This window comes from Rhizobium sp. NFACC06-2, from assembly GCF_900101425.1.
GTDB classification, from domain to species: Bacteria; Pseudomonadota; Alphaproteobacteria; order Rhizobiales; family Rhizobiaceae; genus Agrobacterium; species Agrobacterium leguminum.
Map to the genome: position 1 here is coordinate 15,704 of NZ_FMVA01000006.1, position 23,631 is coordinate 39,334.

At 61.1% G+C, this 23,631-nt stretch carries 26 protein-coding genes; 12 read left to right on the top strand and 14 right to left on the bottom strand.

Translation table 11 applies throughout. From position 1 onward, the window contains the following. Position 1: 1 nt before the first annotated feature. The gene (locus F3H58_RS12265) at positions 2 to 694 is read left to right on the top strand and encodes a TetR/AcrR family transcriptional regulator (protein WP_020810447.1); all 693 of its coding nucleotides are present in this window, start codon (positions 2 to 4) and stop codon (positions 692 to 694) included. Here F3H58_RS12265 and aroQ read toward each other — a convergent pair. The 12 genes from aroQ to pcaD all read right to left on the bottom strand — a co-directional run bounded on the left by aroQ (position 669) and on the right by pcaD (position 9,998). After that, positions 669 to 1,112 (bottom strand): type II 3-dehydroquinate dehydratase, encoded by a 444-nt coding sequence (gene aroQ, locus F3H58_RS12270; protein WP_149742376.1) that lies wholly within the window; start codon positions 1,110 to 1,112, stop codon positions 669 to 671. The genes F3H58_RS12265 and aroQ overlap by 26 nt on opposite strands. Then, a complete protein-coding gene (locus F3H58_RS12275) occupies positions 1,109 to 1,978 on the bottom strand; it encodes a shikimate dehydrogenase (RefSeq protein ID WP_149742377.1) in 870 nt (289 codons plus the stop codon). The genes aroQ and F3H58_RS12275 overlap by 4 nt, the downstream gene beginning before the upstream one ends. Before the next feature lie 71 nt (positions 1,979 to 2,049). Continuing rightward, entirely contained in the window at positions 2,050 to 2,808 is a 759-nt protein-coding gene (locus F3H58_RS12280) for an amino acid ABC transporter ATP-binding protein (protein WP_149742378.1), read from the bottom strand. Positions 2,809 to 2,838: 30 nt separating this feature from the next. Further along, the gene (locus F3H58_RS12285) at positions 2,839 to 3,678 is read right to left on the bottom strand and encodes a transporter substrate-binding domain-containing protein (RefSeq protein ID WP_149742379.1); all 840 of its coding nucleotides are present in this window, start codon (positions 3,676 to 3,678) and stop codon (positions 2,839 to 2,841) included. 35 nt (positions 3,679 to 3,713) lie between these two features. Further along, positions 3,714 to 4,553: a transporter substrate-binding domain-containing protein gene (locus tag F3H58_RS12290; protein WP_020810443.1), complete on the bottom strand. Its 840-nt coding sequence runs from the start codon at positions 4,551 to 4,553 to the stop codon at positions 3,714 to 3,716. A gap of 41 nt (positions 4,554 to 4,594) precedes the next feature. Then, positions 4,595 to 5,245 (bottom strand): amino acid ABC transporter permease, encoded by a 651-nt coding sequence (locus tag F3H58_RS12295; RefSeq protein WP_080853538.1) that lies wholly within the window; start codon positions 5,243 to 5,245, stop codon positions 4,595 to 4,597. Positions 5,246 to 5,255: 10 nt separating this feature from the next. Then, entirely contained in the window at positions 5,256 to 5,924 is a 669-nt protein-coding gene (locus tag F3H58_RS12300) for an amino acid ABC transporter permease (protein ID WP_059758436.1), read from the bottom strand. Between the two features lie 369 nt (positions 5,925 to 6,293). Beyond that, positions 6,294 to 7,355, bottom strand: coding sequence for a 3-carboxy-cis,cis-muconate cycloisomerase (locus F3H58_RS12305; RefSeq protein WP_149742380.1), 1,062 nt, complete (start codon positions 7,353 to 7,355; stop codon positions 6,294 to 6,296). 32 nt (positions 7,356 to 7,387) lie between these two features. After that, entirely contained in the window at positions 7,388 to 8,008 is a 621-nt protein-coding gene (gene pcaG, locus F3H58_RS12310; protein ID WP_149742381.1) for a protocatechuate 3,4-dioxygenase subunit alpha, read from the bottom strand. Between the two features lie 2 nt (positions 8,009 to 8,010). Further along, on the bottom strand, positions 8,011 to 8,751 hold the full coding sequence (gene pcaH / locus F3H58_RS12315; protein WP_003505508.1) for a protocatechuate 3,4-dioxygenase subunit beta: 741 nt from the start codon (positions 8,749 to 8,751) through the stop codon (positions 8,011 to 8,013). Beyond that, positions 8,748 to 9,197, bottom strand: coding sequence for a 4-carboxymuconolactone decarboxylase (gene pcaC / locus F3H58_RS12320; RefSeq protein WP_149742382.1), 450 nt, complete (start codon positions 9,195 to 9,197; stop codon positions 8,748 to 8,750). Before pcaC ends, pcaH begins: the two co-directional genes overlap by 4 nt. Before the next feature lie 3 nt (positions 9,198 to 9,200). Continuing rightward, positions 9,201 to 9,998: a 3-oxoadipate enol-lactonase gene (gene pcaD, locus F3H58_RS12325; protein ID WP_149742383.1), complete on the bottom strand. Its 798-nt coding sequence runs from the start codon at positions 9,996 to 9,998 to the stop codon at positions 9,201 to 9,203. A 94-nt stretch (positions 9,999 to 10,092) separates the two neighbouring features. Between pcaD and pcaQ the strand changes: the two genes are divergently transcribed. Next, positions 10,093 to 11,028 (top strand): pca operon transcription factor PcaQ, encoded by a 936-nt coding sequence (gene pcaQ / locus F3H58_RS12330; protein ID WP_149742384.1) that lies wholly within the window; start codon positions 10,093 to 10,095, stop codon positions 11,026 to 11,028. A gap of 120 nt (positions 11,029 to 11,148) precedes the next feature. Here the strand turns inward: pcaQ and pobA are convergent, their stop codons facing one another. Further along, entirely contained in the window at positions 11,149 to 12,321 is a 1,173-nt protein-coding gene (gene pobA / locus F3H58_RS12335) for a 4-hydroxybenzoate 3-monooxygenase (protein WP_149742385.1), read from the bottom strand. Positions 12,322 to 12,439: 118 nt separating this feature from the next. Here pobA and F3H58_RS12340 point away from each other — a divergent pair, with 118 nt between their 5' ends. Continuing rightward, positions 12,440 to 13,363 (top strand): helix-turn-helix domain-containing protein, encoded by a 924-nt coding sequence (locus F3H58_RS12340; RefSeq protein WP_149742386.1) that lies wholly within the window; start codon positions 12,440 to 12,442, stop codon positions 13,361 to 13,363. On the opposite strand, the gene F3H58_RS12345 is transcribed toward F3H58_RS12340, so the two are convergent. Further along, positions 13,333 to 14,094, bottom strand: a complete 762-nt coding sequence (locus F3H58_RS12345) for an IclR family transcriptional regulator (RefSeq protein ID WP_149742387.1) — start codon at positions 14,092 to 14,094, stop codon at positions 13,333 to 13,335. The two genes, F3H58_RS12340 and F3H58_RS12345, sit on opposite strands and share 31 nt — an antisense overlap. 136 nt (positions 14,095 to 14,230) lie before the next feature. On the opposite strand from F3H58_RS12345, the gene F3H58_RS12350 reads away from it, so the two are divergent. The 9 genes from F3H58_RS12350 (at position 14,231) to F3H58_RS12395 (ending at position 23,319) form a co-directional block, all read left to right on the top strand. Further along, positions 14,231 to 14,938, top strand: coding sequence for a 3-oxoacid CoA-transferase subunit A (locus F3H58_RS12350; RefSeq protein ID WP_149742388.1), 708 nt, complete (start codon positions 14,231 to 14,233; stop codon positions 14,936 to 14,938). Further along, the gene (locus F3H58_RS12355; protein ID WP_149742389.1) at positions 14,935 to 15,630 is read left to right on the top strand and encodes a CoA transferase subunit B; all 696 of its coding nucleotides are present in this window, start codon (positions 14,935 to 14,937) and stop codon (positions 15,628 to 15,630) included. The genes F3H58_RS12350 and F3H58_RS12355 overlap by 4 nt, the downstream gene beginning before the upstream one ends. A 10-nt stretch (positions 15,631 to 15,640) precedes the next feature. Next, positions 15,641 to 16,846, top strand: a complete 1,206-nt coding sequence (gene pcaF, locus F3H58_RS12360) for a 3-oxoadipyl-CoA thiolase (protein WP_149742390.1) — start codon at positions 15,641 to 15,643, stop codon at positions 16,844 to 16,846. Between the two features lie 405 nt (positions 16,847 to 17,251). Further along, on the top strand, positions 17,252 to 18,280 hold the full coding sequence (locus F3H58_RS12370) for a LacI family DNA-binding transcriptional regulator (protein WP_137453990.1): 1,029 nt from the start codon (positions 17,252 to 17,254) through the stop codon (positions 18,278 to 18,280). 278 nt (positions 18,281 to 18,558) lie between these two features. Then, positions 18,559 to 19,500: a sugar ABC transporter substrate-binding protein gene (locus F3H58_RS12375; protein ID WP_149742392.1), complete on the top strand. Its 942-nt coding sequence runs from the start codon at positions 18,559 to 18,561 to the stop codon at positions 19,498 to 19,500. 137 nt (positions 19,501 to 19,637) lie between these two features. Continuing rightward, the gene (locus tag F3H58_RS12380) at positions 19,638 to 20,561 is read left to right on the top strand and encodes a sugar ABC transporter substrate-binding protein (protein ID WP_149742393.1); all 924 of its coding nucleotides are present in this window, start codon (positions 19,638 to 19,640) and stop codon (positions 20,559 to 20,561) included. 46 nt (positions 20,562 to 20,607) lie between these two features. Beyond that, a complete protein-coding gene (locus F3H58_RS12385; protein ID WP_149742394.1) occupies positions 20,608 to 21,504 on the top strand; it encodes a sugar phosphate isomerase/epimerase family protein in 897 nt (298 codons plus the stop codon). 10 nt (positions 21,505 to 21,514) lie between these two features. After that, positions 21,515 to 22,525: a Gfo/Idh/MocA family protein gene (locus tag F3H58_RS12390; RefSeq protein ID WP_127758247.1), complete on the top strand. Its 1,011-nt coding sequence runs from the start codon at positions 21,515 to 21,517 to the stop codon at positions 22,523 to 22,525. A gap of 8 nt (positions 22,526 to 22,533) precedes the next feature. Then, positions 22,534 to 23,319, top strand: coding sequence for a TIM barrel protein (locus F3H58_RS12395; protein ID WP_149742395.1), 786 nt, complete (start codon positions 22,534 to 22,536; stop codon positions 23,317 to 23,319). Positions 23,320 to 23,631 lie beyond the last annotated feature (312 nt).

The window sequence follows — 23,631 nt, forward strand, 5'->3', positions numbered from 1 at the left end:
CATGAGCAAAAGCACGACCTCCAAAGGCACCCGCGATACCCGGCAGGCGAAGCGCGATCCGGAAGGGGTGCGCCGGGATATTCTTTCCGTCGCGATGGAGGAATTTTCGCAGAATGGCCTGTCGGGCGCCCGGATCGATGAGATTGCGGCGCGCACGCGCACGTCCAAGCGCATGATCTATTATTATTTCGGCGACAAGGAAGGCCTTTACAAACGCGTGCTGGAGGAAGCCTATGCGCAGGTGCGCGGCGGCGAAGGCAGTCTTGAGCTGGATGATCTCGAGCCGGTCGCCGCACTTGAGAAGCTCTGTCGGTTTACCTTCGAGCACCACCGCCGCAACCCCGCTTTCGTGCGGATGGTGATGACGGAAAACATTCACCACGGCAGGCACATCAGGGTTTCCGAAGCGATCCGTAACGTCAACCGACCGGCCATTGAAATCATGCGCCGAATATTGAAGCGCGGGCAGGATGCCGGCGTGTTTCGGCCCGGATTGGACGCTCTTGAACTGCATTGGCAGATCAGTGCTTTGTCTTTTTACAACGTCTCGAACACGGAGACGTTTTCGTTCAATTTTGGCGACACGCTTTTTAGCGAGGCCGGCCAGGAAGCGCTGTCGGCGCATGTGGCGGAGATGTTGCTGCGCTATGTACTGATGCCCGAGCATATTACGCGGATCGGGAAAGGCGATTGATGAGGTGGCGCAGCGCCACCTCATAGCCATCGACGCCGAGGCCGGCGATCACGCCTTCGGCGCGGGTCGAGATATAGGAGTGGTGCCGGAAAACCTCGCGTTTGTGAATGTTGGAAATATGCACCTCGATTACCGGCCCCTCGAAGGTATTGAGCGCATCGAGGATTGCGACCGAGGTGTGGGTAAAGGCGCCGGGATTGATGACAATGCCCGCGGACTTGCCGCGGGCTTCGTGAATCCAGTCGATCAGCTCATATTCCCGGTTGCTCTGGGCAAAAAACAGATCGTGGCCCGCGGTTTCGGCGATCCCACGGCAATTGGCCTCGATATCGGCGAGCGTTTCATAACCATAGATTTCCGGCTGGCGCTGGCCGAGCAGGTTGAGGTTGGGACCGTTCAGAACAGTGAAAAGGCTCATGCGACGCCCTCCGCCATGCAAAGCTCGGTGAAATGCGCCGTCATGCGCCCGGCATTTGGCTCGCGGCCGCAGAACAGGCGGAATGCGCCGACGGCCTGAAACACCGTCATGCCGCCGCCGGGCAGGGCGCGACACCCCTTTTTCGCCGCCGTCGCCAATAGCTCGGTGACAAGCGGCATATAGACGATATCGGCCACCCAGTGCCGCCGTTCGATGAGATCGGCCGGAACCGGCATGCCGGGATGGGCCGGCATGCCCATCGGCGTGGCGTGGATCAGGCCATCGGCAAAGGGCAGGGAGGCGGCGGGGTCTTTGACGGCAAGTGCGCGGCCCTCGCCGAAGCGGGCATTGAGTTCCCGGGCCAGTTGCTCCGCCCTTGGGAAATCCCGGTCGAGAATGTCGAGACGGGCGATATCGAGCTTCAATGCGGCATGGGCCACCGCAACGCCAGCGCCACCCGCGCCGACCAGAAGCGCCCGGTCACGCCGCGCATCCGGCAGGCCGCGCACGAAGCTTTCGTAAAAGCCGTACCAGTCGGTGTTGTGGCCGATGCGGCGTCCATCCCGGAAGACGACCGTATTGACCGCGCCCAGCATGCGGGCATCGTCCGAAAGTTCGTGCAGGTGCGGAATAACGGCCTGCTTGAAGGGATGGGTGATGTTGGTGCCGGAAAAACCGCGCGCTTCCAGCTCGTCCAGCAGGTCGGGAAGGGCGCTCGGCGGCAGCTTTCGGGCGGTGACATCCACCAGCTCGTAGGAATAATCGAGGCTGTGCGCCGCCCCTTCGCGCATGTGCAGCGCGGGCGATTTGGAAAGCTGTATATCGGCGCCAATCAGGCCGACCTTGAAGGATGTTTTCTCTGTCATGTCAGGTGTCGCTCATCGGACGGTGTGGGAGAGGCGGGATTATTCCCGCCTGTCTTAAGAGCGCGCGAACCTCAGTGGTGGGCGAGAATTTCGCCGAGGAACGTGCGCGTGCGCTGGTGCTTGGGATCGCGGAAGAATTCTTCCGGCGGGCCTTCCTCGATGATCTCGCCTTCCGACATGAAGATCACCCGGTCGGCCACCTGCCGTGCAAAGCCCATTTCATGGGTCACGCAGATCATCGTCATGCCGTCGCGGGCAAGGCCGATCATGGTGTCGAGCACTTCCTTGACCATTTCCGGGTCGAGCGCCGAGGTCGGCTCATCGAACAGCATGGCCTTCGGCTCCATGCACAGCGCCCGGGCGATGGCCGCACGCTGCTGCTGGCCGCCGGAAAGCTGGGCCGGGTACTTGTCTGCCTGGTTGAGAATGCGCACGCGCTCCAGATATTTGCGTGCCGTCGCCTCCGCATCGGCTTTCGACACGCCCTTCACCCGCATGGGCGCGAGCGTGCAGTTTTCCATGATTGTCTTGTGCGGGAAGAGATTGAAGCTCTGGAACACCATGCCCACTTCGCGGCGAACCGCATCGATGGCGCGGCTGGAATCCGACAGCGTCGTTCCCTCGACCGTGATCTTGCCCTCCTGGATTTCCTCCAGATGGTTGATACAGCGGATGAGCGTGGATTTGCCCGAACCGGACGGCCCGCAAAGAACGATTTTTTCGCCTTTGCGAACCGTCATGTTGACGTTTTTAAGCGCGTGGAAGGCTCCATACCACTTTCCCACCCCTTCAAGGGCGATCAGCGGAGCCTGAGCGGCGGATTGCGGCATGGAACTTTCCTTCATGCTTTGGCAGCAGTGTTAGTTGACGGTGTAGGGAATGTCGGGAAGCGAAGCCGGGAACTGCGGCACCGGGCGCTTCATCCATTTTGCGTAGACTTTTTCGAGGTCGCCATTGGCCTTGATCTTGTCCAGATAGGCGTTCAGCGCTTCGTTCCAGTCCTTTTCGCCGGGGCGTGTGGCGGCGCTGTTGTAGAGGGTCACGAGGTCGAACTTCACCTCGTAATCCTTGCCGCCGGCAGCCGCGAGACGGTCGCCATAGAACTGGTTGCCACCGATCGCCTCGATCTGGCCCGACAGGATCGCCTGAATGGTGGCGGCGTCGTCATCGAAGCGAAGGATATTCGCCTTGGTGCCAGCCCCTGCGGTCAAGGCCGTGTCCATCGGGCTGGATTTCGGCGCTCCGACGGTCATTCCGGTCAGATCGTCGAAACCGGCGATCTTCTTGTCCTTGGTGGCATAGACCGACATGACATTATGCGCGTAGGGCTGTGCATATTGCACGTTCTTCGCCCGCTCCGGCGTCATTCCCATTGATGCGAACAGGGCGTCGACCTTGCCGGTGCGAAGCGAAGGGATGCGGTTTGCGACGGCAAGCGGCACGAATTCCACCTTCAGCCCCAGATAATCCGCAAATCCCCTTGCGAGGTCGGCGTCGTAACCCTCCTGAACGCCGGTGGAATTGATGAAACCCCAGGGCGCATTATCGCCCTGGATACCGATCACGACCTTGCCGCTGGCTTTTGCCTCGTCAAGCGTTCTCGCATCTGCCGCCACCGGCGTCAGAACCGGCAGCAAAGCTGCCGCCAGTCCCGCCGCAAAGGTTGCTCGCCAACCCGCCAGGGTTTTCAAGCTTCTCATTGTTTCCTCCTCCCAAATCCAGACGGAATCCGCCGTTACTTCACGGTGAACGGGATGTCGGGCAGGCTGTCCGGGAAGGCCGGGACTTCGCGCTTCATCCACTTGTCGTAGATCTTGGCGAGCTGGCCGTCGGACTTGATCTTGTCGAGGAAGGCGTTGACGGTTTCGTTCCAGTCCTTTTCGCCGGGGCGGGTGCCGGCGCCGTTGTAGAGCGTCGTCAGGTCGAATTTCGGTTCATATTTGCCTTCGGCAGCCTTGTTCAGGCGGTCGCCGTAGAACTGGTTGCCACCGACGACCTCGACCTGGCCTGAGATCAGCGCCTGAATATTGGCGGCATCATCGTCGAAGCGCAGGATATTGGCCTTGGAGCCGGCGCCGGCGGTGATTGCCGTATCCATGGCGCTGGACTTCGGAACGCCGACGGCGATACCGGTCAGATCGTCATAACCGCCGATCTTCTTGTCCTTGGGGCCGTAGACGGAAAGCACATTGCCGGCATAGGGCTTGGAATATTGAATGGTCTTGGCGCGTTCGGCCGTCATGCCCATGGTTGCGAACAAGAGGTCGACCTTGCCGGTCAGCAGTGCCGGGATGCGGTTCGCCACGGCGAGCGGTACGAACTCAACCTTGACGCCGAGATAATCGGCAAAGGCCTTGCCGATATCGGCATCGAGGCCATCCTGCACACCGCTGGAATTGACGAAGCCCCACGGCGAGTTGTCGCCCTGAATGCCGATGACGACCTTGCCCTTGGCCTTGGCCTCTTCCACCGTGCCGGCGAAAGCATCGACCGGTGCGACGAAGGGCAGGGCAACCGTTGCCGCGGCGAGCGCGAGCAGGGCGCGACGAGAGAATTTCATGCTGGTGGTTTTCATCTTTTGCTCCTCCTTACAAAGCTGATGAGGTCTTCATGGACTTAGCGGGTTGCGGTCTGCAGCCGCTTTTCAACGCTGGCGCCCCACAGGGAAAGCGGCCAGCAGATCAGGAAATAAATGACGCCGACGAGGGCGAAGACGGTGAGCGGGCGGAACGTCTGGTTGGAGACGATCTGGCCGGCGCGCGACAGCTCGACGAAGCCGACAATGGCCGCAAGCGAGGTGCCCTTGATGAGCTGCACGAGGAAACCGATGGTGGCCGGCAGCGAAATCTTGAAGGCCTGCGGCAGAACCACGTCCTTCATGCGCGATACGTAATGCAGGCCGAGCGCATTGGCGGCTTCCGTCTGGCCCTTCGGAACCGCCTGAATGCCGCCGCGCCAGATTTCGCCGAGGAAGGCGCTGGCATGCAGCGTAAAAGCGATGGCGACCGCAATCCAGGCATCGACATTGAGGCCCGCAAGCGCCACGCCGTAATAGACCACGAAAAGCTGCATCAGGAGTGGCGTGCCCTGAAAGACGGCGATGTAACCGGTGCTGGCGCGCTGGATCGCCGGGCTATCCGCGACGCGGGCAAGCGCCACGCAAAGGCCGAAGACGCCGCCGCCGATAAAGCCGATGATGGTCAGCGCAAGCGTCCATTTCAGGCCTTGCAGCAGGAAGAAGAGTTCGTTGGGACCGATGGATGCCATTGTCTTTTCCTCACTTGACCGGATAGCTGAAGGATGCGCGGGAGATGAGCGAGAAAATGCCCATCATCAGCGAGGAAATGACCAGATAAAGCAGCGTGATCGAGAAATAGACCTCGAAGGACCGGAAGGTATCCGCCTCGATCTTCTGCGCCACCGAGGTCAGCTCGTAAGCGGCGATCGAGGTGCAGACCGAGGTGGTCAGCGTCAGCATGATGAACTGGCTGGTGAGCGAGGGATAGACCGCCCGCAGCGCCGGCTTCAGGATGATGTGCCGGAAAATCTGCGCGCGGTGAAGGCCGAGCGCAAGTCCCGCCTCGACCTGGCCCTTGGGAATGGAATCGACCCCGCCGCGAATGATTTCAATCGCATAGGCGCCGCCGTTCAGAGCCAGCGCGATGATGGCCGTTACCGTCGGGTTGAGCTTGATGCCGATCTGCGGCAGGGCGAAGAAGATGAAGAATATCTGCACCAGAAACGGCGTGTTGCGGATAGTTTCCACAAAACCGATGACGAGGCCGCGCAGCAGCTTGAACCGCGAGCGGCGGGCGACAACGCCCAGAACGCCGATGACGGTGGCGAGCGACATGCCGGCAATCGCAAGGCCGATCGTCGCCAGACAGGCTAAAAGCAGCTCGGGAAGGCGGTCTATGACCGCCGAAAAATCGAGACTGTAAGACATTCTTCCTCCCAACCCGTTCGGGTCCGGACAGGCGTTTCGCCTTGTCCGCATTGCTTTGGAAACCTTGCGGCGCCAAAGCCCTCCATTTGTCGTTCACTGTCGCCGCAGGCTTCAAAACCCCTGTCGGCGGCAGGCTGTTAATTATAATGTTTGTACCAGTTAGTTCATTTTTGTGTCAAGCGGCATGTCCGGTTAAAAAGCAGCTTTCATGCTGTTTTTTCATTTTCTGGATTTCTGAATAAAGTCTTTTTTATCAATGACTAATGCGGAAAAGCGCAATCACTTCCCGCGCGTCGTCGCATCGTCTCCGGCTGATGTTCGGCAGTGCCCGAAAACCCAGTTTGCACACGAAATCGACCGGCCTTGCGGCTAGTTTTCGCCTGTACCCAGCCTGTCTATCTGCTCGGCCAATCGCCCGGCGATCAGCAGCGAGGCGCCCGTTGCCGTCACCATTTGCGGCAGCGACAGCCATTCCAGCATCCAGCCCGCGCCGGACCGTTCCTGTTCGTGCACGAGCGACTGGTGCAGGGCGGATATCTGCACGGCATTGAAGCGTGCGAGCGTCACCAGCGTTTCGGCATTGACCGGGTTCTGTTTGTGCGGCATGGCCGAGGATCCGCCGCCGCCGGAGAGGCGGATTTCCGCACCGAGTTCGGCCATCAGCGCAATATCCTGCCCGAACTTGCCGAGCGCGCCGGTGATCAGCGAGAGCAGACTGGCGAATTCGGCGATGCCGTCGCGCTGGCTCTGCCATTGCGGCCTGTCGGCAAGGCCGAGCCGTTTTGCGAGATCGGCACGCACCGCTGCGGCATTGTCGCCAAGCTTTTCCAGCGTGCCGGCCGCCCCGCCGAATTGCAGGGCGAAGCCGCTCTGCGCAAAACTTTCGAGCCGCAGCAGGTGGCGTTCCAGCGGCGCGGTCCAGCTCGCCGCACGGTCGGCGACGGTGATGCCGATGGCGGCCTGCATGCGGGTATAGCCGGTCAGCGGGTTGTGGCCGTCGCGGGAGGCAAGGTCTCCCAGCGTATCGATCAGGCCGCCGAGCCGGGCGGTGATGATTTCCGTCGCAGCCTTCAGCCGCAGCATCAGGCTGGTGTCAATGACATCCTGGCTGGTGGCGCCGAAATGCACCCTTTCCGCCGCCTGACCGGCGACCGCCGCGCGCATCTGCCGGATGAGTTCGGGAACCACGACGCCGTCCTTCGCGACGCCATGGCGAAGCGCGGTCATATCGGCGGCAAAGTCCGAAAGCCGCGAAACGATCGTTTCCGCCGCATCCTCGGGAATGATGCCGGCCTGCGCTTCCGCCTGCGCCAGCCCCGTCTCGAAACGGATCATGGCGTCGATATCCGCTCTTGCCGAAAACAGCTCGACGATCTCGCTGTCGCCGAAGAGGCCTGACAAAAACGGATGCTCGAAGGGGGAAAGGCTCATCTTCCGTCTCGCTTTCTTTTGCGCGATATGCGTCAGATATCGAAAAACACGGTTTCGCCTTCGCCCTGAAGGCGTATATCGAAACGATAGACGTTGCCTTCCTCCTTTTGGGCGACAAGCGTGGCGATGCGGCTTTTCTGCTCGATGCGGGCAAGAACCGGGTCGGCGGCATTGGCCTCCTGTTCTTCCGGGAAATACATGCGGGTCTGCAGGCCGATATTGATGCCGCGTGCGACGATCCAGAAGGTGATGTGCGGCGCCATCGGCCGGCCATCGCGGAACGGCACTTTGCCCGGCTTGATGGTTTCGAAGACGAATTCGCCCGTATCCATGTCGCCGGGCGAGCGGCCCCAGCCGATGAAATTCGGATCTGCCTTGCCCCGCGTTTCGCTGGGGCTGTTGTAATAACCGTCGGTATCGGCCTGCCAGATTTCGATCAGCGCGTCCTTCAGCGTGATGCCCGCACCGTCATAGACCGTGCCGCGCACGCTGATGCGTTCGCCGCGGGCCTTGTCGTTATAAAGCGGACCGGAGCCGAGATCCTTCTCGAACACGCCTTCGATGCCGACGAAATTCGGCGTGCAGCCGATATGCACGTAAGGGCCTGCCGTCTGCGAGGCGGTTTCCTTGAGATAGTTGAGCGGCTGAACCATGGTCAGTTGCCCTCCATGCGGTTTTCGAAAAGGGTCGAGCGGCGGCCGCGCAGAACGATATCGAACTTGTAGGCCAGCATGTCCATCGGCAGCGTCGCATTCATGTCCAGCGGCGCGATCAGTCTTCTGATCGCATCCTCGTCCGGAATGGTCTTGACGATCGGACATTTCCAGATCAGCGGGTCGCCTTCGAAATACATCTGGGTGATGAGCCGCTGGGCGAACCCGTGGCCGAAGACCGAGAAGTGAATATGGGCCGGCCGCCAGTCATTGACGCCGTTCGGCCAGGGATAAGCGCCGGGCTGGATGGTCTTGAACCAGTAATAGCCGTTCTCATCCGTGATCGTGCGGCCGACGCCGCCGAAATTCGGATCGATGGCGGCGAGGTAGCTTTCCTTCTTGTGGCGGTAACGGCCGCCGGCATTGGCCTGCCAGAATTCCACCAGCGCGCCATCCACGCCGCGGCCGCGCTCGTCCAGCACCCGGCCGTGCACCAGAATGCGTGGCCCGACCGGCATTTCGCCGGGGCGGGCATAGTTGAGGATGAGGTCGTTATCCAGCGGGTTCAGCATGCCATGGCCGAAGACCGGGCCGGTGATTTCGCTCTTGGTGCCTTCCAGCGAAATCAGCGCGCGCTGCGGCGAACGCAGGATCGAGGTTTTGTAGCCGGGCGCATAGGCGAGTGGATGGATGTCGCGGTTGCGCGCGAAGAACGGTCCGGTTTCCGGCGGCTGGTTGCTCATTTCGTCTCCTCCTCATCGCCAGAATTATCAGTGCCAGAATTATCACGGGAACTATCGGCTTTCATGCTGGCCAGGGCAAGCTTGGCGATTTTGAAAGCGTGATTGGCGGCGGGCACGCCGGCATAGATCGCCACATGCAGCAGCGCCTCGCGAATATCCGCCTCGGTGGCGCCGGTATTGGCGGTGGCGCGCACATGCATGGCCAGCTCTTCGTCCTGCCCGAGTGCGGCGAGCAGGGCGATGGTGACCATCGAGCGCTCGCGCTTCGTCCAGTGATTGCCGGACCACACCGTGCCCCAGGCGGCTTCGGTGATGAGCTGCTGGAAAGGCTGGTCGAAACCGGACGTCATGGTTTGCGCGCGGTCGACATGGGCGTCGCCGAGCACGGAGCGGCGGGTTTTCATGCCCTGTTCGAAACGTTCGTTCTTGTCAATATGGTCCGCCATCGGTCAATGCTCCGGCAAGGTCTTGAGAAAAATGCACGCCGCCTGCGCGTAGGTGAGCGGCTGTTCAAGGCAGGGAATATGGCCGCAGCCGGCAATGGTGATAAAGCGGCTTGCGGGAATGAGGCCGGCCAGCGATTGCACCAGTTCCGGCGGTGTTGAGCCGTCCTGATCGCCCGCCACACAAAGCGCCGGCACGGCGATGCGCCCGGCCTCTTCGGTAAAATCCGCATCGCGGATGGCGGCGCAGGTGCCGCTGTAACCGGCGTCCGGCTGTTGCGAGAGCATGTTGCGCGCGCCGGCATAGGCGGCATTGTCAGGCTTGCGGAAGGCGGGTGTGAACCAGCGCTCCATGACGGGATCGACCAGTGAGACGAGGCCGTCTGCGGCGATCTTGTCGATGCGGGCGTTCCACATCTCGGCTGTGCCGATCCTGTGGGCAGTGTTGCTGAGCACGAGTGCGCGCACCAGATCGGGGCGGCGGGCATAAAGCCCCTGCGCAATCAGGCCGCCCACCGACAGGCCCCAGATGATCGCGCTCTTCACGCCAAGATGATCGAGCAGCGCGATCAGATCGCCGGCATGATCGTCGATGGAATAGGGAGCGCGCCCGACATCCGAGAGCCCGTGGCCGCGCTTGTCGTGCAGCACATAGGCATAATCATCGCCGAGCGCTTCGATCACCGCATCCCAGATGCGGAAATCGGTGCCGAGCGAATTGATGAAGGCGATGACCGGCTTGCCTGTGTCCAATCCCTTGACGCGGTAATGGATCACGGTCTCGCCGCAGCGCAGAAAATGCATGATGTGCTCCTCCTGCCGGGGATATTGCAAGCGGGTTCCGGTTAAGTAAAATGACATTATCGATGAAAATCATAACCTGTGGATTATATGAGCGATGGTCGATCAACGTATCAAGTTCCGCCACCTGCAGACTTTCGTGGAGGTGGCGCGGCAGAAAAGCGTCATCCGGGCTGCGGAAATCCTGCATGTCAGCCAGCCGGCCGTGACGAAGACGATCCGTGAACTGGAAGATATTCTCGGCGTCTCCCTGTTCGACCGGGAGGGACGCGGCATCCGCATCAGCCGTTATGGCGAGGTGTTCCTGCGCCATGCCGGCGCGACGATGACGGCGCTCAGGCAGGCAGTCGATTCGGTATCGCAGGAGGCGGCGCGCGCCGGTCCGCCGGTGCGGGTCGGCGCTCTGCCTACGGTGTCTGTTCGCATCATGCCGAAGGCGATGGCCGGCTTTCTGGCGGAAAAGACCGGCAGCCCGGTAAAGATCGTCACGGGCGAAAACGCCGTGCTGCTGGAACAATTACGGGTCGGCGATCTCGATCTTGTCGTCGGCCGTCTGGCCGCGCCGCAGAAAATGGCGGGTTTTTCCTTTGAGCATCTCTATTCGGAAAAGGTCCGCTTCGTGGTGCGCGCCGGGCACCCGCTGTTGTCACCCGGCGTTTCGGTGTTCGATCACCTGCATGAATATCCGGTGCTGATGCCGACACGCCAATCGGTCATCGGCCCCGTCGTCGAGCAGTTCCTGATCGCCAACGGCGTTCCGGCCCTGCCGATACGCATCGAAACCGTGTCCGACGCCTTCGGCCGCGCCTTCCTGCGCACCAGCGATGCGATCTGGATCATCTCGGAAGGCGTGGTGGCGGCGGATGTGGCGGATGGTATTCTGGCTATCCTGCCGGTCGAAACTGGCGATACCAGCGGCCCGGTGGGGCTGACGGTGAGGGCCGATACGCAGCCCTCGCTGCCGCTTTCGCTGCTGATGCAGGCCATCCGCGAGGCGGCGGGCGAGTTGCTGGATGGTCGGGCTGAAGGGTGAACGCACTCTCGACGTCATCCTCGGCCTTGTGCCGAGGATCTAATCACATCGAGTAAAATCACGACGTTGCAGATCCTCGGGACAGGCCCGAGGATGACGCCGACACAAGTGGCGTGGCCCCTAATAGGGAAGCCCCACATAATTCTCCGCAAGCGCGGTGGAAGCGGCGCGCGACTGCACGAGGTAATCCAGCTCCGCTTCCTGAATGCGCTGGCCGAAATCTCCCGTATCGGGAAAACGGTGCATCATCGTCGTCATCCACCAGGAAAAGCGTACGGCCTTCCAGACGCGGGAAAGCGCCTTCTGCGAATAGCCGTCGATGCCGGCCTCGGACTTCTCGCGATAAAATTCGATCAGCGCCTCGCTCAGATAATGCACATCGCTGGCGGCGAGGTTGAGACCCTTCGCGCCCGTCGGCGGCACGATGTGGGCGGCATCTCCGGCCAGAAACAGCCTTCCGAACCGCATCGGTTCACAGACGAAGGACCGGAGCGGTGCGATGGATTTTTCAAATGACGGACCGGTTACCATCACATCCGCATGGTTTTCCGGCAGACGACGGCGGATTTCATCCCAGAAGCGCTCGTCGCTCCAGTCCTCCGGCCGGTCATCCAGCGAACATTGAATGTAATAACGGCTGCGGGTGTGCGAGCGCATGGAACAGAGCGCAAAACCGCGCGGGTGGTTGGCATAGATGAGTTCATGGTTGACCGGCGGCACTTCGGCCAGAATGCCGAGCCAGCCGAAAGGATAGACCTTCTCGAATTCCTTGATGGCGCCTTGCGGCACGGATTTGCGGCTGACCCCGTGGAAGCCGTCGCAGCCGGCGATGAAATCGCAATCGATCCGGTGGGTTACGCCGTCTTTCTGATAGGTGACATAGGGGCTGGCGCCATCGAAATCATGCGGTTCGACATTGCCGGCATCGTAGATGGTAACAAGGTTTGCCGCTTCGCGGACATCCATCAGGTCATGGGTCACTTCGGTCTGGCCATAGACCATCACATGGCTGCCGCCGGTCAGGTCGAAGAGATCGATACGGTGGTCGCGGCCGTCGAAGGTCAGCGAAAATCCGTCATGCGGCAGGCCTTCCCGGTGCAGGCGCTTATCCGCGCCGACCTTTTCCATGAGTTGCACCGTGCCTTCTTCCAGCACGCCGGCGCGGACACGGCCGAGGATGTAATCCTTGCTGACCCGGTCGAGAATGACGGTCTCGACGCCTTCTCTGGCCAGAAGCTGGCCAAGCAGAAGTCCTGAAGGGCCGGAGCCGATGATGACGACCTGGGTGCGCATTTGTTTCCTCCCGAACTTGTCTCCTATCAAGAAATTGACCAAGGGACGCGGCAAGCTCAATGGACTTTCTGATCGGCAAATTGCACAATCCGACCATTGTGCGGAGGAGCAGAGGAACATGCGGCTTGCTGCGAGTGAGGGTTTGTATGGCGAAGAAGCGGTGCAAGGCACTGATTTCCGCTTTCATTGCGAGACGCTTTTTTCGAGAAGCAGCCTTCACCGCTTTGAAATCGGCCTGCACCGTCACGCTGCGTTTCAGCAAATCTTGTACATTTGGGGTGGCGAGGGCGATGCGCTGCTGGATGGCCGCATTGAGGCGATCCGCCCGCCGGTCGCCATTGTCGTGCCGCCGGGGTTCGAGCACGGATTCCGGTTTTCGCGCGATATTGGCGGGGTGATCGTTACCGTGCTGCCGGGCGCCCTGCCGGCTTCGGTGCAGGCGCTGTTGCTGCGGAATTTCCAGCGGCCTGTCCTGTTGCCGTTGCGGGATTTTGCCGATGGCGAACGTCTGCGCAGCGGGTTCGAACAGATTTCCGCCGAATATGAAACACGCGAAACGGGCCGGGATGCCATCATCGAAGGTCAACTGGCCATCGTAACGGCGCTTCTGGCGCGGGCGGCGCGGCCGCTTCTGGAAGGAACCGGCGAAGGTCTGGCGGAGCAGCGTTTCGAACTTTTGCTGTCACTGATTGCACGCCATATTCGCGAGCCGCAAAAGGCGGAGTTTTATGCGAAGAAGCTCGGTCTTTCCGAGACGCATCTCAACCGTCTGGTCCGTTCCGTTTCCGGCCTCAGCCTGCAGCGGCTGATCGCTAAGCGTCAGATCGAGATCGCCCAGCAGGAGCTGATCTTTACCGTTTCCAGCGTGCAGATGATTGCGGAGGGGCTGGGTTTTGCCGATCCGGCCTATTTTAACCGCTTCTTCAAGCGCGAGACCGGCATGACCCCGCGCGCCTGGCGGCTGGCGGAGCAGCGGAAAATGGGGGATTCCGGGGCGCGGCAGGCGCCGCTTCAGACCAGCATTCTTGCCAGTTCCCGCTGAACGGCAAGAAGCGCGGGCAGGTATCGCGCCACGAGGTCCTCCATTGAGGCGACCGAGGCGGCGAGCCCGACATTGAGGGCGGCAACCGTCTGGCCGCGTATGGTTTTCAGCGGCACTGCAATGGAGCGAAGGCCGATCTCGACCTCCTGATCGATCAGCGCATAACCGCGGTGGCCGGTGGCCTCGATTTCGGCGAGCAGGGCGTCCATGGCAATAATGGTCTTTTCCGTGCGCGCCACCAGCCGGGAGGCTTCGAGAATGTCGCGCTGCCGCTCGGCTGTCTGCGCCGAAAGAAGAACGCGGCCCATGGAGGTGCAATAGGCGGGCAGGCGCGAACCCGGCATCAGCGCAATAGACATGACCCGCTGCTGCGCGGCGCGGGCGACATAAACAATCTCGGTCTCATCCAGAATGGAAACGGAGGTGCTCTGGCCGATCTCTTCGGAAAGGCGGTCGAGCAGCGGCTGCACGATGCGCGGCAGCGGCATGGTGGCCAGACAGCCGGTGCCGAGGCGCAGCACCTTTGGCGTCACGGTAAAGAACTTGCCGTCATAAGCGGCATAACCGAGTTCCGAAAGCGTCAGCAGGCAGCGCCGCGTCGTGGCACGGTCCAGCCCGGCAATCTCGGCGGCATCGGAAATCGACAGGCGCGGCCGTTCGGCGCTGAAGGCCTCGATGACCCGTAATCCCTTGGCGAGACCGCCCATCATATCTCTTTCGCTGACAGCCATGTCGCGGCTCCATTTGTGCGATATACGAACAAAAATCATATAGCGCACAAAAACCTTGCCGTCGAGGCGGTTTCGGATTTACCTCACGGTCAGGCAGCCTTGCGGGTTCCATCCGTCCGGCTGGATGGAGGTTTTAATGGACAAGACAATCAAGAGCGCGGAAGAGGCGCTTTCCGGCATCGGTGACGGTGCAACGATCATGATCGGCGGTTTCGGCGGCTCCGGTGCGCCCATCGAACTGATCCATGCGCTGATCGACAAGGGCCCGAAGAACCTGACGGTCATCAACAATAATGCCGGCAACGGCCGCATCGGCATCGCCGCGATGATCGACGCCGGCATGGTCAAAAAGATGATCTGCTCCTTCCCGCGCTCTTCCGATCCGCGCGCTTTCACCGACCGGTATCTGGCCGGCGAAATCGAGTTGGAACTGGTGCCGCAGGGCACGCTTGCCGAGCGCATCCGCGCCGGCGGTGCCGGCATTCCGGCCTTCTACACCCCCACCGGCTTCGGCACGGAACTGGCGGAAGGCAAGGTCATCGCGGAATTCGACGGCCGGTCCTACGTGCAGGAACGCTGGCTGAAAGCCGATTTCGCCATCGTCAAGGCCGAGCTTGGCGATACCTATGGTAACCTCACCTACAACAAGGCGGGTCGCAATTTTAACCCGCTGATGTGCATGGCCGCAAAGACCACCATCGCGCAGGTCTCGAAGATCGTTGAAGCCGGGGAGATCGATCCGGAGCATGTCGTCACGCCCGGCATTTTCGTGAACGGCGTCGTGGAAATCCCCGATCCGCAACAGGAAGAAGTCCTCATTCGCGCGGGAGTAGCCTACGCATGACCCAGACCATCGACACCCACGAAGACATCAAGCTTTCCAACGCCCAGATCGCATGGCGCGCGGCGCAGGACATCGAGGATGGCGCTTACGTCAACCTCGGCATCGGCTTTCCGGAAATGGTGGCGCGTTACCAGCCGCCCGGCCGTCAGGCGATCTTCCATACCGAAAACGGCATCCTGAATTTCGGCGAAGCGCCGCCGGAAGGCGAAGAGGACTGGAACCTCATCAATGCCGGCAAGAAGGCCGTGACGCTGAAGCCGGGTGCGGCCTTCTTCCACCATGCCGACAGCTTCGCCATGGTGCGCGGCGGGCATCTGGATGTGGCGATCCTCGGGGCCTATCAGGTGGCGCAGAATGGCGATCTCGCCAATTGGCGCGTTGGCTCCAAGGGTGTGCCGGCCGTCGGCGGCGCGATGGATCTGGTGCATGGCGCCAAGCAGGTCTTCGTCATCACCGAACATGTGACCAAGAACGGCGAACCGAAGCTCGTTGAAAAATGCGCTTTTCCGCTGACCGGTGTTGGCTGCATCACCCGCATTTATACCAGCCATGCTGTCATTGACGTGGTGGATGGCCGTTTCGTGCTGCGTGAAAAACTGCCGGCGATGACCGTCGATGAATTGCAGGCCATGACCGGCGCGCCTTTGGCGGTCGATGGCGAGGTTGCCGATCTCGTCGCCCCGGAACTTTGAGGAAAAACCGATGACCGATGCATTCATCTGCGACTATATCCGCACGCCCATCGGCCGCTTCGGCGGCGCGCTTTCTTCGGTGCGAGCCGACGATCTCGGGGCGGTGCCGCTGAAGGCGCTTGTCGAGCGCAACCCGTCCGTCGACTGGGAAGCCGTCGAGGATGTGATCTTCGGTTGCGCCAACCAGGCGGGCGAAGATAACCGCAACGTCGCACGCATGTCGCTGCTGCTCGCCGGCCTGCCGGTTTCGGTGACCGGAACGACGATCAACCGGCTGTGCGGTTCGGGCATGGATGCCCTCATCGCAGCCGCCCGCGCGGTGAAATCGGGCGAAGCGGAGCTGATGGTCGCGGGTGGCGTCGAAAGCATGAGCCGCGCGCCTTTCGTTCTGCCGAAGGCGGAGAGCGCCTTTTCGCGCAACGCCGAAATCTACGACACAACCATCGGCTGGCGTTTCGTCAACCCGCTGATGAAGGCGCAATATGGCGTCGATTCCATGCCGGAAACCGGCGATAACGTCGCCATTGACTATCAGGTCTCCCGCGAGGATCAGGACGCCTTTGCCGTTCGCAGCCAGCAGAAGGCGGCTGACGCGCAGGCCAATGGCCGTCTTGACAGGGAAATCGTGTCCGTGACCATCCCGCAGCGCAAGGGCGATCCGCTGGTGGTGTCGAAGGATGAGCATCCGCGTGCCACGAGCCTTGAAGCGCTGGCGAAGCTGAAGCCGGTCAACAGGCGCGAGGGCGCAACGGTGACGGCGGGCAATGCGTCCGGCGTCAATGACGGTGCCGCCGCACTCATCGTCGCATCGGCGGAAGCCGCGAAGAAATACGGGCTGACGCCGATTGCCCGCATTCTCGGCGGTGCCGCCGCCGGCGTGCCGCCGCGCGTCATGGGCATCGGCCCGGCCCCGGCCTCCGCGAAGCTGCTGGCCCGGCTCGGGCTGAAGCAGGAGCAGCTCGACGTAATCGAGCTGAACGAGGCTTTCGCCAGCCAGGGCCTTGCGACGCTGCGCCAGCTTGGCATTGCGGATGACGATGCGCGGGTGAATGCCAATGGCGGCGCCATCGCGCTCGGCCATCCGCTCGGCATGTCCGGCGCGCGCATTGCCGGCACGGCGGCGCTTGAACTTTCGCTGACCGGCAAGCGTCTTGCGCTCGCCACCATGTGCATCGGCGTCGGGCAGGGTATCGCCATGGCGCTGGAAAGGGTCTGATTGTCTGGCGGCATTCGACATCGCCAAAACGGTGCGAATGCCGCTGCCTCGATTTCTTCTTGAGCGACTTCTGCTCGTCCGGCACTCGGTTGGCGATTCTCTCGCCTTGGTACCTCCCTCATTCCTGTGCCTGTCACAGGAAACCAGCCGACGCGCGTCTGCGCGGCGCAGGGAGTCTTTTCAGCCCAAGGACTTGGGCTGGCTGGATCGCTGTGACAAGCACAGAGATGAGGGGAGGAGGCGTGCTGGGCCAAGCAAGCCGGCCCTGCGATGCAGGGCCCCGGTCGATTATTTCCTGATAAAGTACTCCACGCTCTTATCCCTCTGCACATGTTGGATTCCATCATGATCCGTGACATGTTTTGCGAGATATGACAGGAATCTTTCCGTCTACGGGGTGTCCGCATGAAACGTCCGACCATCACAGATGTTGCGACAGCCGCCGGCGTCAGCGTCGCCACCGTCGACCGGGTGCTGAACGGTCGCCTGCCGGTGCGGGAGGAAACCGCGCGGCGGGTGTTCGAGGCGGCGGAGAAGATCGGTTTCCATGCTACCAACATCATTCGCCAGCGGATGCTGGCCGATCTGCCGTCCTATAGTCTCGGCATCATCCTGCGCAAGGAACGGCATGCCTTCTACCAAACCTTTGCCGACGAGCTGGAGCTTGCGGCGCGCAACGTCCGGGATCGCCATCTCAATCTGCGCATCGAATTTGCCCAGTCGGGCGAGCCGAGCGAGCTTGCGGCCCTTCTGACGGGCATGAAGGGCCGCGTGCAGGCCGTGGCGGCCACCGGCCCGGACCATCACGATGTCACCGCCGCCGTCGAGGCCCTGAAGGCGAAGGGCATTCCGACATTTTCGCTGCTTTCGGATTTCGCGCAGGGGGTGCGGGAAGCTTATCTCGGCGCCAACAACATGAAAGTCGGGCGCACGGCGGCCTGGATGATCTCGCGGCTGGCGCGCAGCAGGGGCAAGGTGCTTCTGCTGCTTGGCGGCCACCGTTTTCACGGTCATTCGCTGCGCGAAACCGGCTTTCGCAGCTATATGCGGGAATATGCGCCGGAATTCGAGGTGATGGATGCGCTGATCACGCTGGAAACCCGGCGGTTGACCTATGAGCTGGTGATGGACACCATCGCCAAGCACAAGGATCTTGTCGGCATCTATTGTATCGGCGGCGGCATGGAAGGCGTTATCGAGGCCCTGCAGCAGGAAAACCGGCAGGAGGCCATCGTCTGTCTTGTGAATGAACTGACGCCCGAATCCCGTCAGGCGCTGCTGGAAAAGCGTATCAGCGGCATATTCCAGACGCCGCTCCGTGAATTGTGCACGGACCTCATCGCCACCATGGTTCACAGCATCGAACATGGCATGGCGGAAACGCCGGGACAGCGGTTTGTACCCGCCCATCTGTGGGTTCCTGAAAGCCTTTGATGGTTTGATAGATTCTATCATAAATTCGGCATCTCTTTCTATCAGCCTTGATGGTTTCGGTTGCCGCTGACCCGTTGACGCCGGGCCGGGACTGGGAAATCTTGCCTGCGTGTGGAGCGGGCAGGAGGCTGATCCACGATAATAACGATGTTTCGGATTGCTTCAGGCTGCGGACTTGTCTTCGCGGCGACGGGTATTCTTTGCCGGCAAATGGTGGCGGCGCGATGGGCGCTGGACCGTGCAGCCGGTTCTTTTCAAGGGTTTTGGAGGAGAACGACATGAAAAGACATTTCGCGATTGCAGCGCTCGCCACCATGCTGGCGACGACCGCCTCGGCGGAAACCATCGGCGTTTCGATGGCCCTGTTCGACGATAATTTCCTGACCGTGCTGCGCAACGGCATGATCGATTATTCCAAGGGCATGAGCGGCGTTTCGCTGCAGATCGAGGATGCCCAGAACGATGTTGGCAAGCAGTTGAGCCAGGTGCAGAACTTCGTTGCCGCCGGCGTCGACGCCATCATCGTCAACCCGGTGGATACGGATGCGACCGTGGCGCTTTCGCAGGCTGCCGCTGCCGCCGGCATTCCGCTCGTTTATGTCAACCGCCAGCCGGTCAACCTCGACAGCCTGCCGGAAAAACAGGCCTTCGTTGCCTCCGATGAAAAGCAGTCCGGCACCCTGCAGACGCAGGAAGTCTGCCGCCTGCTGAAGGCGGCCGGCAAGGCGGAAGCGAAGGCGGTGGTGATGATGGGCGAGCTTTCCAACCAGGCGGCCCGCATGCGCACGCAGGATATCAAGGATGTGGTGGCAACGTCCGATTGCAGCTTCATCAAGCTTGTCGAGGAGCAATCCGCCAACTGGTCGCGCACGCAAGGCTCGGACCTGATGACCAACTGGCTTTCGGCCGGGGTGCAGTTCGATGCCGTCATTTCCAACAATGACGAAATGGCCATCGGCGCTATTCAATCTCTGAAGGCGGCTGGCCGGTCGATGGACAGTGTCATCATCGCCGGCATCGACGCCACGCAGGACGCGCTTGCCGCCATGGCGGCGGGTGATCTGGATGTGAGCGTTTTCCAGAATGCCGCCGGGCAGGGCAAGGGTGCCCTGGATGCGGCGCTGAAACTCGCCAAGGGCGATTCGGTCGACAAGAAGGTCTTCGTTCCCTTCGAGCTGGTGACGCCGGCGAACCTCAAGAACTATCAGGCCAAGAATTGAGCCGTGGCCTCGCCCAGGCGGATTCTCCGCTCCCGGGGAGCGCCGCCGGGCGGGCCGAACGCGCCGGAGCCGGTGGAATGGCCGGCTCCGGCGACACAGGATGATGCAACCAGCGGCGATTTCCGCGGGAGGAAACCTTGAAAAAATTACTAATGGCGACGGCGCTCTGCATTTTCGCAACGCCTGCCCTTGCCGAGACCCGTGTTGCGGTCTCCATGACATCGTTCGACAATCCGTTCCTGACGATTTTGCTGAACGGCATCAGGGCTGAGGCCGGGCGTGACAAGAACATCGAGCTTCTGGTGGAGGACGCCCAGCTTGATCCTTCGAAACAGCTCAATCAGGTGCAGAATTTCATCGCCAACGGTGTCGATGCGATCATCGTCAATGCCGTGGATGGCGATGCCACCTCGGCGATCACCAAGGCCGCATCCGCCGCAAAAATCCCGCTCGTCTATGTCAATCACCCGCCGGCAGAACTCGAAACCGGCCTGCCTGATGGCACGGCCTTCGTCGGTTCTAACGAACTCGATTCCGGCACCATGGAGGCGGAAGCCGCCTGCAAGCTGATGGGCGGCAAGGGCAAGGCCGTGATCCTGATGGGACCATTGGAAAACCACGCGGCGCTGGTGCGCACCAAGGATGTGGAAACGGTGTTTGCCCGGCCGGACTGCAAGATCGAAATCCTCGAAAAGCAGACGGCGAACTGGAGCCGCACGCAGGCGCAGGACCTCGTTTCCTCCTGGCTGACGGCGGGCATCCAGTTCGATGCCGTCATCGCCAATAATGATGAAATGGCGATCGGCGCCGCGCAGGCGCTGAAGGCGGCGGGCGTTTCCATGAAGGATGTCGTCATCGCCGGCATCGACGCCACGCCTGACGGTCTTGCCGCCATGCAGGCCGGCGACCTCGATATCACCGTCTACCAGAATGCGACGAAGCAGGGCGAGGTCTCGGTTCAGACGGCGGTGAAGGCCGCTGCCGGGCAAGGCACCGAGAAGACGCTTTGGGTGCCCTTTGAACTCGTCACCCCGGAAAATATGTCCGCCTACGCCAGATAAGCGGGGGCTTCGGCCCGGTCCATCTATCACTCCACTGGAAACAGCCATGAAACATACGCTCGACCCCCACATGTTCCGACACCTTTCGCTGGCCGAGACCTGCCGCAAGGTTGCCGAACTCGGTTATGATTACGTCGAACTTTCACCCCGTCTGGATTTCCTCTCCTGGTGGACCCGGCCGAAGGTCTATCCCGAACGCGTCGCCGAATTCAAAAAGGCGCTGAAGGACCATGGTGTCGGCCTTGCGACGCTGCAGCCCATGTATCGCTGGGCAAGCCCCTATCTGGACGAATGGGAGGTGGCGATCGACAACTGGAAACGCGCCATCGAGATTGCGGTCGAAATGGAATGCCCGATGTTCGTTTCGGAATTCGGCCGCGGCGGTTCGCCGGATCGCAGCCTTAACGACCGTTCCGGCCTGCATCGGCCGGAAACCTGCGAAGCGCAGTTCTTCCGCGCCATGGATATTCTCGTGCCGATCCTTGAACGGGAAGGTCTGGTGCTGTCGCTGGAGGCCCATCCCGAAGACTGGATCGAGGAGATCGCGCCGGCCATCGACATCATCAAGACCATCAATTCCAAGGCGGTAAAGGCCTCCTTCATCGCGCCGCACACGTTCTTCTACGGGCCGGACATGGTGGCGAACCTGCGTGCGACCGAGGGCCATCTGGTGCATGTGCGCCTTGCCGATACCTATGACCACAACAAGTCGTCGCAGCTGCGCTACATCGTCAATCCCCCCGGTTCCAAGGTCAGGGTGCACCAGCACACCGATTTCGGCCAGGGCGAGATCGACTGGGAAACCTTCTTTGCGACGCTCGCCGACATGAAATTCGACGGCGTGCTCTCGAACTGCGTGTTTGCCTGGGAAGATCGTGTCGATGAAAGCGCGCGGTTCATGCTCAGCGAAACCCGGCGATACGTCGCCAAATACTGGAAATGAGGTTTTTCAAATGACTGTCAGAATTGGTGTCGTCGGCACCGGCGCAATCGGGCGTGATCATGCCCGCCGTATCAACAAGGTTCTGGGCGGCGCGAAGATCGTTGCGCTGAGCGACGTCAACCGCGCCTCCGCCGAGGCGGTCAAAAACGACATCGCCCCGGATGCCGTCGTTTTCGCTACCGGTGAAGAGCTGATCGCATCGCCGGATGTGGATGCCGTGCTCGTCACCTCATGGGGCGCAACCCATGAGCAATATGTGCTGGCGGCAATCGCCGCCGGCAAGCCGTGTTTCTGCGAAAAACCGCTGGCGACAACGGCGGAAGGCGCAAGACGCATCGTCGACGCCGAGGTGGCGCATGGCAGGCGGCTGGTTCAGGTGGGCTTCATGCGCCGATATGACGCCGGTTACGTGGCGCTGAAACAGGCCGTCGATAGCAGGATCGGCGCGCCGATCATGGTGCACGCCGCCCACCGCAACCCGGCGGTTCCGGAGCAATATGTCACCCCGATGGCGATCCATGACACGATGATCCATGAGATCGACGTGCTGCGCTGGCTGCTCGACGATGACTATGTTTCGGCGCGGGTTCTCTTTCCCCGTTCGGCGGCCAGAAGCCATGCGCGGCTGAAGGACCCGCAGATCGTCATTCTGGAGACGGCGAAGGGCACGATCATCGACGTCGAAATCTTCGTCAATTGCCATTATGGCTACGATATCCAGTGCCAGGTGGTGGGCGAGGACGGCATTGCCAGCCTGCCGGAGCCGATGTCGGTGCAGACCCGGCTCGGCGCCAAGCTGCAGAACGACATCCTGACCGACTGGAAAGACCGGTTCATCGCCAGCTACGATGTGGAATTGCAGGACTTCATCCATGCGGCGGCGAAGGGCACGGCATCGGGACCCAACTCCTGGGACGGCTACGTGGCCGCCATCACCTCCGACGCCTGCGTGGCCGCGCAGGAAACGGACGGGGCAGCAGTTGAAATCAAGCTTCCCGCCCGTCCCGCCCTTTATCAGTGAGGTCTTTCATGCGTTTTGCCATCAACCACATCACCGCGCCGAAGCTTTCCCTTGAGGCGTTCTTTGCGACGGCCCGCGAACTCGGCCTTACCGAAGTCGAAATCCGCAACGACCTGCCTGATATCGTCGGCACGGTGGAACCGGCGGACGTGAAGGCGGCGGCCGAAAAGGCCGGCGTGACGATCATCTCGATCAATGCGCTTTATCCCTTCAACGTCTGGTCGGGCGACCTGCCTGCGCGGGCCGTCGCCATGACCGATTATGCGGCGGCAAGCGGCGCGAAAGCGCTGGTGATGTGCCCGCTCAACGACGGTACGCCGGTGTCCTTTGACGATCTCGTCACGGCGCTGAAGGCCATGAAGCCGATCCTTAAGGAACGCGGCCTGATCGGCTTCGTCGAGCCGCTCGGTTTCCCGGTCTCCTCGCTGCGCACCAAGGCCGAAGCGATCAGGGCCATCGATGCGGCCGGTGGCGGTGATGTCTACAGGCTGGTGCACGACACCTTCCACCACCATCTCGCAGGCGAGACGGAGTTCTTCCCCGAACGTACCGGCCTCGTGCATATTTCCGGCGTGATCGACCCCGGCGTCTCCGTCGCCGACATGCTGGACGCCCACCGCATTCTGGTGGATGGAGGCGACAGGCTGGAAAATATTGCCCAGATCAGGAGGCTGGAGGCGGCCGGTTACAGGGGACCTTACAGCTTCGAACCCTTCGCGACGGAAGTGCACGAGCTGAAGGATCCGGCCGCTGCCGTAAAGAGCAGCATCGACCATATCTCCCAGGCGCTCTGACCGCCTCGCCGCCACAATTCACTTTTGCGTGTTTCGTCGTCGCGATTGTTACATAATGATCGCGTGTTCGCCATGCTCCAGAAATTCCAGCGTGATTTTGTGAATGGTTATATGTTTTCTTAATAAATCTTAATATAGCTCGTTCATAAAAACTATTAAATACGAATTGATATTGTTAATATTTAAAATTGCATTTAAATTGTTTTGTAGTTGACAAATTTATTGTTTGGCTCTTGAATTGGTATCCAAGTTGAGTTTGGTGTTATACTGTAAGGAAGTGATGTTTGATATGCCGTTTTGGAGTCTGAAAGG

Coding starts and splice junctions, on each gene's coding strand:
- F3H58_RS12395 (WP_149742395.1), top strand. CDS start 22,534: ATGCGTTTTGCCATCAACCACATCACCGCGCCGAAGCTTTCCCTTGAG.
- F3H58_RS12285 (WP_149742379.1), bottom strand. CDS start 3,678: ATGAGAAGCTTGAAAACCCTGGCGGGTTGGCGAGCAACCTTTGCGGCG.
- F3H58_RS12290 (WP_020810443.1), bottom strand. CDS start 4,553: ATGAAAACCACCAGCATGAAATTCTCTCGTCGCGCCCTGCTCGCGCTC.
- F3H58_RS12370 (WP_137453990.1), top strand. CDS start 17,252: ATGAAACGTCCGACCATCACAGATGTTGCGACAGCCGCCGGCGTCAGC.
- F3H58_RS12355 (WP_149742389.1), top strand. CDS start 14,935: ATGACCCAGACCATCGACACCCACGAAGACATCAAGCTTTCCAACGCC.
- aroQ (WP_149742376.1), bottom strand. CDS start 1,112: ATGAGCCTTTTCACTGTTCTGAACGGTCCCAACCTCAACCTGCTCGGC.
- F3H58_RS12280 (WP_149742378.1), bottom strand. CDS start 2,808: ATGCCGCAATCCGCCGCTCAGGCTCCGCTGATCGCCCTTGAAGGGGTG.
- pcaG (WP_149742381.1), bottom strand. CDS start 8,008: ATGGTTCAGCCGCTCAACTATCTCAAGGAAACCGCCTCGCAGACGGCA.
- F3H58_RS12300 (WP_059758436.1), bottom strand. CDS start 5,924: ATGTCTTACAGTCTCGATTTTTCGGCGGTCATAGACCGCCTTCCCGAG.
- F3H58_RS12390 (WP_127758247.1), top strand. CDS start 21,515: ATGACTGTCAGAATTGGTGTCGTCGGCACCGGCGCAATCGGGCGTGAT.
- pcaH (WP_003505508.1), bottom strand. CDS start 8,751: ATGAGCAACCAGCCGCCGGAAACCGGACCGTTCTTCGCGCGCAACCGC.
- F3H58_RS12345 (WP_149742387.1), bottom strand. CDS start 14,094: ATGGCTGTCAGCGAAAGAGATATGATGGGCGGTCTCGCCAAGGGATTA.
- F3H58_RS12265 (WP_020810447.1), top strand. CDS start 2: ATGAGCAAAAGCACGACCTCCAAAGGCACCCGCGATACCCGGCAGGCG.
- F3H58_RS12295 (WP_080853538.1), bottom strand. CDS start 5,245: ATGGCATCCATCGGTCCCAACGAACTCTTCTTCCTGCTGCAAGGCCTG.
- F3H58_RS12340 (WP_149742386.1), top strand. CDS start 12,440: ATGCGGCTTGCTGCGAGTGAGGGTTTGTATGGCGAAGAAGCGGTGCAA.
- pcaQ (WP_149742384.1), top strand. CDS start 10,093: ATGGTCGATCAACGTATCAAGTTCCGCCACCTGCAGACTTTCGTGGAG.
- F3H58_RS12350 (WP_149742388.1), top strand. CDS start 14,231: ATGGACAAGACAATCAAGAGCGCGGAAGAGGCGCTTTCCGGCATCGGT.
- pcaC (WP_149742382.1), bottom strand. CDS start 9,197: ATGGCGGACCATATTGACAAGAACGAACGTTTCGAACAGGGCATGAAA.
- F3H58_RS12375 (WP_149742392.1), top strand. CDS start 18,559: ATGAAAAGACATTTCGCGATTGCAGCGCTCGCCACCATGCTGGCGACG.
- F3H58_RS12305 (WP_149742380.1), bottom strand. CDS start 7,355: ATGAGCCTTTCCCCCTTCGAGCATCCGTTTTTGTCAGGCCTCTTCGGC.
- pcaD (WP_149742383.1), bottom strand. CDS start 9,998: ATGCATTTTCTGCGCTGCGGCGAGACCGTGATCCATTACCGCGTCAAG.
- pobA (WP_149742385.1), bottom strand. CDS start 12,321: ATGCGCACCCAGGTCGTCATCATCGGCTCCGGCCCTTCAGGACTTCTG.
- F3H58_RS12275 (WP_149742377.1), bottom strand. CDS start 1,978: ATGACAGAGAAAACATCCTTCAAGGTCGGCCTGATTGGCGCCGATATA.
- F3H58_RS12385 (WP_149742394.1), top strand. CDS start 20,608: ATGAAACATACGCTCGACCCCCACATGTTCCGACACCTTTCGCTGGCC.
- pcaF (WP_149742390.1), top strand. CDS start 15,641: ATGACCGATGCATTCATCTGCGACTATATCCGCACGCCCATCGGCCGC.